General features: G+C 61.5%; 6 protein-coding genes. 3 read left to right on the forward strand and 3 right to left on the reverse strand.

The features are described 5' to 3' along the window. The first annotated feature begins 155 nt into the window (after window positions 1-155). The 3 genes from AC2VNO_RS12230 to AC2VNO_RS12240 all read left to right on the forward strand — a co-directional run bounded on the left by AC2VNO_RS12230 (window position 156) and on the right by AC2VNO_RS12240 (window position 4,078). Window positions 156-1,526, forward strand: a complete 1,371-nt coding sequence (locus tag AC2VNO_RS12230; protein WP_486934373.1) for a TolC family protein — start codon at window positions 156-158, stop codon at window positions 1,524-1,526. 23 nt (window positions 1,527-1,549) lie between these two features. Then, on the forward strand, window positions 1,550-2,947 hold the full coding sequence (locus tag AC2VNO_RS12235; RefSeq protein WP_486934374.1) for a multicopper oxidase family protein: 1,398 nt from the start codon (window positions 1,550-1,552) through the stop codon (window positions 2,945-2,947). Window positions 2,948-3,109: 162 nt separating this feature from the next. Continuing rightward, window positions 3,110-4,078, forward strand: coding sequence for a hypothetical protein (locus AC2VNO_RS12240; protein ID WP_234245959.1), 969 nt, complete (start codon window positions 3,110-3,112; stop codon window positions 4,076-4,078). 527 nt (window positions 4,079-4,605) lie between these two features. On the opposite strand, the gene AC2VNO_RS12245 is transcribed toward AC2VNO_RS12240, so the two are convergent. The 3 genes from AC2VNO_RS12245 to AC2VNO_RS12255 all read right to left on the reverse strand — a co-directional run bounded on the left by AC2VNO_RS12245 (window position 4,606) and on the right by AC2VNO_RS12255 (window position 8,029). Next, entirely contained in the window at window positions 4,606-4,854 is a 249-nt protein-coding gene (locus AC2VNO_RS12245) for a cupredoxin domain-containing protein (RefSeq protein ID WP_255777370.1), read from the reverse strand. A 708-nt stretch (window positions 4,855-5,562) separates the two neighbouring features. Next, window positions 5,563-6,228: a response regulator transcription factor gene (locus AC2VNO_RS12250; RefSeq protein ID WP_234245965.1), complete on the reverse strand. Its 666-nt coding sequence runs from the start codon at window positions 6,226-6,228 to the stop codon at window positions 5,563-5,565. A gap of 604 nt (window positions 6,229-6,832) precedes the next feature. Then, entirely contained in the window at window positions 6,833-8,029 is a 1,197-nt protein-coding gene (locus AC2VNO_RS12255; protein WP_486934375.1) for an IS256 family transposase, read from the reverse strand. Window positions 8,030-8,406: the final 377 nt, after the last annotated feature.

Here is an 8,406-nt window from a genome sequence, read left to right on the forward strand (position 1 = left end):
CACGGTGACATGGACCACGGTGACATGGACCACGGTGACATGGACCACGGTGACATGGATCACGGTGACATGGATCACGGCGACATGGATCACGGTGACATGGACCACGGTGACATGGACCATGATGGCCACCGTAACCACGGAGGACACTAATTATGGCTCGACCCGTTATTCGGATAGTGTCCGTCGCAGGTGCCCTGGTGCTACTGGCAGGCTGTGCCACGATCGAGCCGCGTGCTGGCTTCGCGGAAGTCCGTACCGAGGCGGCGGAGCTTGGCCTGCCTGAGGTTCAATGGATCCGTGGCACGGAAGAGGATCAAGAGGTCGCCGCGGCGGTTCGTGAGATCCTCGAGCGCGACGCGCTCAACGTCGAAGAGGCAGTCCAAATCGCGTTGCTCAACAACCGCAACCTTCAAGCCGTCTATGCCGATCTCGGCGTGGCGCAGGCCGAAGTCGTGGGGGCGGGCCTCTTGCAGAATCCTGTGTTCAACGCCGGCGTGCTCTTCCCGCTCAACGGCGGCTCCTCGGAGCTCACGCTAGGCGTGAGCCAGGGCTTTCTCGAGGTGTTCTACATCCCGCTGCGAACTCGGGTTGCTGAGGCGCAGTTCGACGCGGCCAAGAAGCGGGTGACCGGTGCTGTGTTGGATCATGCCTATCGCACGCGCGTGGCCTTCTACGGTGTGCAGGCGGCCCAGCAGCGGTTGGAGATGCGCGAGCAGATCGTGCAGGCCACCGGGCTTGCGCTGGACTTCTCCCAGCGGCTTCGCGATGCGGGCAATATCACCGCGCTCTCACTCGCGGAGGAGCGGGCGCTGCACGAGGAGGCGCGCCTGGCGCAAGCCGAGGCCGAGGTGGAGCTGATCACCGCGCGCGAGCGGCTGAATGTCTTGATGGGCGTGTGGGGGCCGCAGACGACGTGGACGATTGCCGACCGCCTACCTGAAGTGCCGGCAGAACCCGCGCCGATCGAGGCGGTCGAAGCGCGGGCAATCGAGGCCAGCCTCGATCTGCAGATCGCACGTCGACAGCTCGAGGCGCTAGGCCAGCAGTTAGGGATCGTCAACGCGACGACACTCGTACCGGCGCTTGAGGTGGGTGTCGAGGCCGAGCGTGACGGCGGCGATTGGTCCGCCGGCCCGGAGATCTCGATCGGCCTACCACTGTTCGACCGCGGCCAAGCGCGGCGGGCCGCCGCGCGCGAGGAGATCGGCCGTCAGCAGCACCTCTACGTCGCCCGCGCAGTCGAAGTGAGGGCGGTGACTCGCGAGGCCTACCTGCGCCGGCAACTGGCCGCGCAGCGGGTGGCGCTCATCCGAGAGTTGCTCCTGCCGCTGCGTGAGCGCATTACCCGCGAGTCGCAGCTTCAGTACAACGCCATGCAGATCGGCGTTCCGCAGCTCTTGCTCGCCCGCCAGCAGCAGATCGAGCTCGGCGAGCAATACGTCAACGAGCTCTACCGCTACTGGCGAGCGGATGCCGAACTTCATCAGATCCTTGCCGGCCGGCTGCCCGGCGGGCGCGACTGACGACCCTTGCAGAGGACTGAACGATGGATTTGATGCGTAGAAATATGTTGAAAGGGGCGGGCGCGGCGCTCGTTGCTGGCACCGGCGTGCTGCACTATGCCGGCAAGGTCAACGCCCAGGAGGCAGCAGCGGCAGGACATGGCCCGGCCTGGGCCCGACCGCCGCTCGAGCCGGGTCGGCGCGGGGAGGACTACCAGCCGGTGGTGACGCCCAACGGGGTGAGCCTCGAGTATCGCGTGGTCGACGGGATCAAGGTCTACCACCTTATCGCCGAGCCCGTGCGCCACGAGTTCGCACCGGGCCTCGAAGCGAACGTTTGGGGCTTCAACGGTCGCGTGCACGGTCCGACGATCGAGGCGGTGGAGGGGGATCGGGTGAGGATCTACGTCACCAACCGCCTGCCTGCCGAGACCTCGATCCACTGGCACGGTGTGCTGCTGCCAAGCGGCATGGACGGTGTGGCGGGGCTCAGTCAAGCGCCGATCCGCCCGGGCGAGACCTTCAAGTACGAATGGACCTTCCATCAGCACGGGATGCTGATGTACCACTCGCATCACGACGAGATGACGCAGATGGCGATGGGGATGATGGGGGCCCTGGTCGTGCATCCGCGGCGCGCGGCGGATCGCCGGCCGGTGGACCGCGACTTCGCGCTGCTACTGAGCGAGTGGGCGATCCACGCCGGCACCGAACGACCGGATCCTAACGAGATGGGGGCGCTTAACATCTTTACCATCAATGCCAAAGCCTTCCCCGGTACCGCGCCGCTGGTGGTGCGCACGGGGGATCGAGTTAGGATCCGGATCGCCAACCTCAGCGCCGATAGTCACCATCCGATTCATATCCATGGCCATAAGTTCGATGTCGTCGAAACGGACGGTGGGGTCATCCCTGAGGCCGGACGCTGGCCGGAGACCACCGTGATCATGCCGGTAGGCTCGACCCGCACCATCGAGTTCGTCGCCGACAACCCGGGCGACTGGGGGCTGCACTGCCATATGACCCATCACATCATGAACCAGATGGGCCACGGCATCCCGAATATGATCGGCTTCGAGCGCGGAAATTTCGATGAGCGGATGCGGAGCATTCTGCCCGGTTACATGACCATGGGCGAGACGGGGATGGGGGATCACGGGGTCCACGTCGAGGCGGGTCACATGCGGGTGCCGGAGAACAGCATCCCCATGGTGGGCAAGCGCGGTCCGCGCGGCTACATCACCATGGGCGGCATGGTGACCATCCTCAAGGTCCGCGACGAGCTCGAAAGCTACGACGTCGATCCGGGCTGGTACGAGAACCCGGAAGGCACCGAGGCGCGGCTTGCCCGCGAGGAGGAGCTCAGACGCGACGGGGTTGATGTCGTGCCGCGCGAGGCGGCGCCCGCGCGCGGTGGACCGGGCCACGAGGGCCATCATTGAGCACGCCTACTTAAGAACCCTTTCGCTCCGGGGTTACCCCGAGGTTCACCCTTAGCGTGAACCTCGGGCCGGGGCGCTCGCTCACCTGTGGGTGCAGCGACGGAATGCAATGTTATATCGTTCCAGTGAAAAGAGAGAAAGAACCTGATGGAAAATCAAAGGATGAGCGCATCGAATGCCTTACTGCGACCGCAGCCGGCTGGCACCCGTACTTCCCGCCACCTTCAGCGATGCCTGGTCCCGGCGCTGCTCGGTGCCTTGGCTGTGGCAGGGGCTGCTCAGAGCGCACTGGCGCATGAACCGGCTTCGCCACGCGCGAGCGAGGTTCCGGCGCCGACGGCCGAGTACCTCCCGTACCTGGGTTTCTCGCTGACCGAAGGCTGGCTCGATCCTTGGGTGCACAGCCACTACAGCCGGGAAGGTACCCCGTTCGTGCACCTGTTCAATCTCGAGCCCGCCTACCTCGACCGGGATTTCTTCTTCGTCTATCGCTACACGCGCGAGCCCCACGCAATCGAGGAGGAGTTGGAGGTGGAGCTCGAGTGGGCCTTCACGCGCCGGATCGGTCTGATGGTGGAGGCGGAGTTAGAGCGTGAACGCGAAGCAGGCGAAACCGAGACCGAGCTGGGGGATTTCAAGATCGCGCCGCGCTTTCTCCTGGTCGAGGCCCCCCGCTTCCTGCTCTCGACCAACCTCAAGCTCGCAATCCCGATGGGCCACGGCGATGAGTACGCCTTCGGCCCGTCGATCACGACCTGGTCTGATCTTGGCAACTGGGTGACCCTGCAGACCGAGCTCGGGACCCGGTACGGGCTGAGCAGCGGTGATGTGGAGCTCTTCTACGGTGCCGGGCTCGCCTACACCTTCCGGGCGCCGCAGCTCTTCGCGATGGCCGACGGCGAGGTTACGCCCGGCCACTATCCGTCGGGGCTGACCACGGTGATGGCAGAACTGATCGGCAGTAGCGAGATGCGCGGCGAGCAGGCCGGACGCCACGTCTTCGAGGCGCTGCTCGGGGTAGGCTACAGCGTGACTGATGCCGTCGAGTTGCGTGCCGCCTACCAGTTTCCCGTGGGCGGGCGCCGCGACATCGACTACAGCACGATCCTGAGCGCAATCTATCACTTTTAAATGATTACCATGCTCCAGGCTGCGTCTAGGCCGCGGGGCGTCGGCTGGGAGGAAAGGTCAAGGTCATCCAGTATCCCATGCCGTACGCATCCCGGCCACCAGAGCACTGTCCGCAGGTTGACAGGCGAATATCTCTTGATGTCGATCAAGCGGTATTAGATGCCAGTGAGCTATGGTGAATGAATCACACAGTGTCAGACACGATGCGCCATGCACTCTCGCAGCTTATACAAACACAAAGCGTCTTAAACTCCCGTGAAGTGGGCAAGGCTCTCGCTGTTCGGACTGCTAGCGCTGCTCAGTGGACTCGCTCTGGCCCATGCCGAGGCCCCGAACCCCAGTGTGGGTGCGGGTGATTTCGAGCAAAGCGTGTTAGTGGAGGTCGTTTCTACCGCTGAGGATGTTGAAACGTGGCGCGAAAAAGGACCGCATTGCCGGCATGACCAGTTCGTGTTGCCTCAAGGAATGCCGCGTGTCGATCTTCAAAAAATCGAGTTCAAGGATGTCCGACGGTCACCGTTGTAGCGTCAGAAGGTCGCTCGGGTAAAGCCACTGCGGGCCATGGATTCGGCGAATACGGTATTCGCCGAATCCGCCTCGGGAGTCACGATGAGGTCAAAGATCTCAGCACCGGCGATACGGAATTCGTCGACCGGCACGGGCTGGCGGTCGAATGCAACCACCGTCTTCTTCAACCCCGGAATACGCACATCGAAGTAAGTCATTGCCGAGCCATTGATGAACCTCAGGCGTAGCTGCTCACTCGGCTTGAACAGATCCGTCTAGTTTTGCTCAGGCGCCTGGCCATTCACCAAGTAGGTATACATGCAGTCGGCGATGTCGAGCGAACTCATGCGCATTCGTGCCCACATAGCACGCGTGAGGGCCGTTTCCCGTAAGCCGTTCTAGCTCATGTCGGCCAGGAAGTCCGTTATGGTGTGTTTCTGGAGGTGTAATAGCCCTCGGCAGTCTTCAGGTTGCGTAAAAACCATGGCCGGATCTTCGTAGGTCCAGACAGTTAGCAACACCACAAGCTCGTGATCTAAGCGGAACGGCTCGCGCTCGGCGGTACCAATGATGATCGGTCCCGCGTGGCCCATCTGCTCCTGCAGGCCGGAAAGGTGGCGTCCTGGCCCGTCGTTCGCCAGAGGAAACGGATATCCAATGCTCCATCCTTGCCCCCTAGGTAAGGCGCCAACGTTTCGTGCCAGCTTGGATGCAACGTGGTGATCTCACCATAGAACTCCAGCACCTAGAGGTGATGGAAAACCTGTAAGGCAGGACTCCCCGCCTGCCATAATTGCGCCGAGAGTTGCCTCTGGCGAAACTGGAGCAGCGTATGCTCTGCCCATATACGCAACCGTTCATCAAGAAAGCTTCGTGCCAGATCGTGCAACAGGGGTGCCATGCAACAGCCAGGTCACGCCTACCACGATTAGCGCTAATTCCCTAAGACTAGCAGGCGGAAGAGCAGGCTGCGACGCTCAACGCGACGCAAAGAAATAGCCCTGGCCGCGCCGGGTCTGAATGGTGTGCTTGCCCAGTCGGCGTCGTAGCTTAGCGATATACACCTCCACCAGATTCAGGGCGGGAGCGTCCTGTTCTAGGGAGTAGAGTTGGTCGAGCAGTTGCGCCTTGGACAAGACGCGGTCGGGATGATGCATCAGATAGCGCAACAGCCGGAATTCCGTCGCCGTCAACGGCTGCCAATGACACCCGTCAGTGCTGACCTGACGTTTCTCCTCATCGAGCTGTATACCATTGACGTTGAGCATGGCATTCAAATGACCTGTCTGCCGTCTCAAAATAGCATGCAGGCGTGCCAACAGTTCTGCTTCGTGAAACGGCTTAGTCAGGTAATCATCGGCTCCTCGGCGCAGGCCAGCGACTTTGTCTTCCCAGGTATCCCGTGCGGTAAGAGCCAGTATAGGCAAGCGACGCCCTTGAGAGCGCCAGTGCGCGATCAAGTCGAGTCCTGAGCCGTCCGGCAACCCCAGGTCAAGAATCGCTAGGGCATAATCCTCTGTCTCCATCAAGGACTCGGCTGCCTGAACAGTGGCAGCCGAATCAACACGGTAGCCGTTGTCTTCCAGAGTTTCTGACAAGCTCTCTGCCAGCAAGTCATCATCCTCGAGAAGTAACAGCTTCATCGTACTTACCCCTTAAAGTCGATTTTCCCACCATGCCGGCTTCGTAGTGGCCGGGTATGCTGCTGGCGTCTTCCAGTTGGCTTATCCCCTAGGGTGCCGTCCGAACGGGGTGGCAGCCTCGCCAGGGCTATGGTCACGGCAGGCATCAGGCTTATGGTCGCCATGCTCACCCTCGGCTATGTCATGACCGCCGCGCTGTCAATAATGATGAACACGTGACCACTATTGTGTATTTCGAACTTTACCGTTTCTCCGAGGCGACCGCCAATGCCTCAGGTCCGAACATCATCTCGCCCGCTTCGAACTAGATGACGCGATCCACCTTCGCCTCGTCAGCTTACGGCGAACCATCGGCCCGGTGTCCGAAGCTGCCAGGGAGCGAGCAGACCAGAGGGTGACCAGGGCCGCCAAATTCGACTTGTGCGTGGTTGTTTTTCGATTCGCCTTAAGGGGTGAATCGCCCCGGGTTTCGTAGACACCTCCAGGCCTTATACTGAAGGCAGCCAGGCGGTCCCATGAGCCGTCAACGATACACTGAAGAATTCAAGATCGAAGCCGTCAAGCAGGTGACAGAGGAGTTATCGTCAAATCTGGTGGATGGCGGTCAGGCCGCATTCCTGTCTGATTGATCGGCTACTTGCTCTCCGTCTTGGAACTTGACGTTGCTCACGACTAGTTCCAGCTTTTGGAAGTGCTTGATCCTCCTCCATCGCTTTTGGGCGCTCTGGAGCAGCTTGAAGACCATCGCCAGGGTCGTCGCCCGGGAGCCGCAGTTCCGGCTCCGCTTGGTCCTCAAGCGGACCGTGGCGAAGGTCGACTCGATCGGGTTGGTGGTGCGGATATGCACCCAGTGCTCTGCCGGGTAGTCGTAAAACGCCAGCAGCTCGTCCTGGTCCTTGGCCAGGCACCCCATCGCCTTGGGGTACTTGGCCTCGAAACGCTTCACCGTGCGATCGAAGGCCCTGCGTGCCTCGTCGCGGGTCTCGGCCATCCAGATGTCATGGAGGTCCGCCTTGACTTTGGGCTGCACCGATTTTGGCAGTTTGTTCAGCACGTTGGCCGTCTTGTGGACCCAGCAGCGCTGATGGTCGGTTTCCGGGTAAATCTTGCTCAGCGCCGCCCAGAACCCCATGGCACCGTCACCCACTGCCAGCTTGGGAGCCTGGGCCAGGCCACGCTCTCGTAGCCCTGTCAGCAAGGTCTCCCAACTGGCCGCCGACTCGCGAAAGCCGTCCTCGACGGCCACCAGCTCCTTGCGGCCCTGCTCGGTGACGCCAATGATCACCAGCAGGCACAGGCGGTCACCCATGCGGACGTTGCTATACACACCGTCGGCCCACCAGTAGACGTAGTGTCGGTCGGCGAGGTCCCGCTTCCTCCACTCGGTATGCTCGTCTTCCCACTGCTTCTTGAGCCGTGACACGGTGTTGGCCGACAGACCCTTGGCCTGGTCGCCGAGCAGCGCCGCCAAAGCCTCCTGGTAGTCGCCGGTAGAGATCCCCTTCAGGTAGAGCCAGGGGATCAGCTCCTCGATGCTGCGGGCCCGCTTCAGGTAGGGCGGCAGCAGACTGCTGTTGAAGCGAGCGCCACCACCGCTACGGTCGCGCACCTTGGGCACCTGCACGCTGACATCCCCGACCCCGGTCTGGACGGTGCGCTCGGGCAGGTAGCCGTTGCGGACCACCGCTTGGCGCCCATCATCGAGCCGCTGGTCGGCGTACTGTGCCAGGAAGGTGGCCAGTTCAGCCTCGACGGCCTTGGCGATCAGGTCACGGGCACCTTGACGAAGCAGCTCGTGCAGCGGGTCAGTGACCGGGGGTTCTGGTTATGAAAGAGCCCGGAGGGTAGAATCGGTCATGGCGTATCCACTCATGTTGATTGAGATCTTGGTCGTGATCAATCAACAGGATACGCCACCCTTCCTACCTCCTCCCATACACCAGAAATCACCATAGCTCCTCTGAAAGTGCCGAGAGAGGTAATAGAAATGACGTGCTCAGCAACACTGCGAGCATCGTTGGTAATCGAAATGCCATGAGCCACCCTCCACGCTCGCCAGAGTGCTGCTAAAAATCGGCACTCCGTTATATTTTTATCAAGCATCTATTAAACCGCCTGACATTACTTACCAAACTGGCCAGCTCGAGCCGGCCAGTCTTAACTACAAGGTTTGGAATA

It is taken from the genome of Halomonas sp. TH-94 (genome assembly GCF_057473365.1).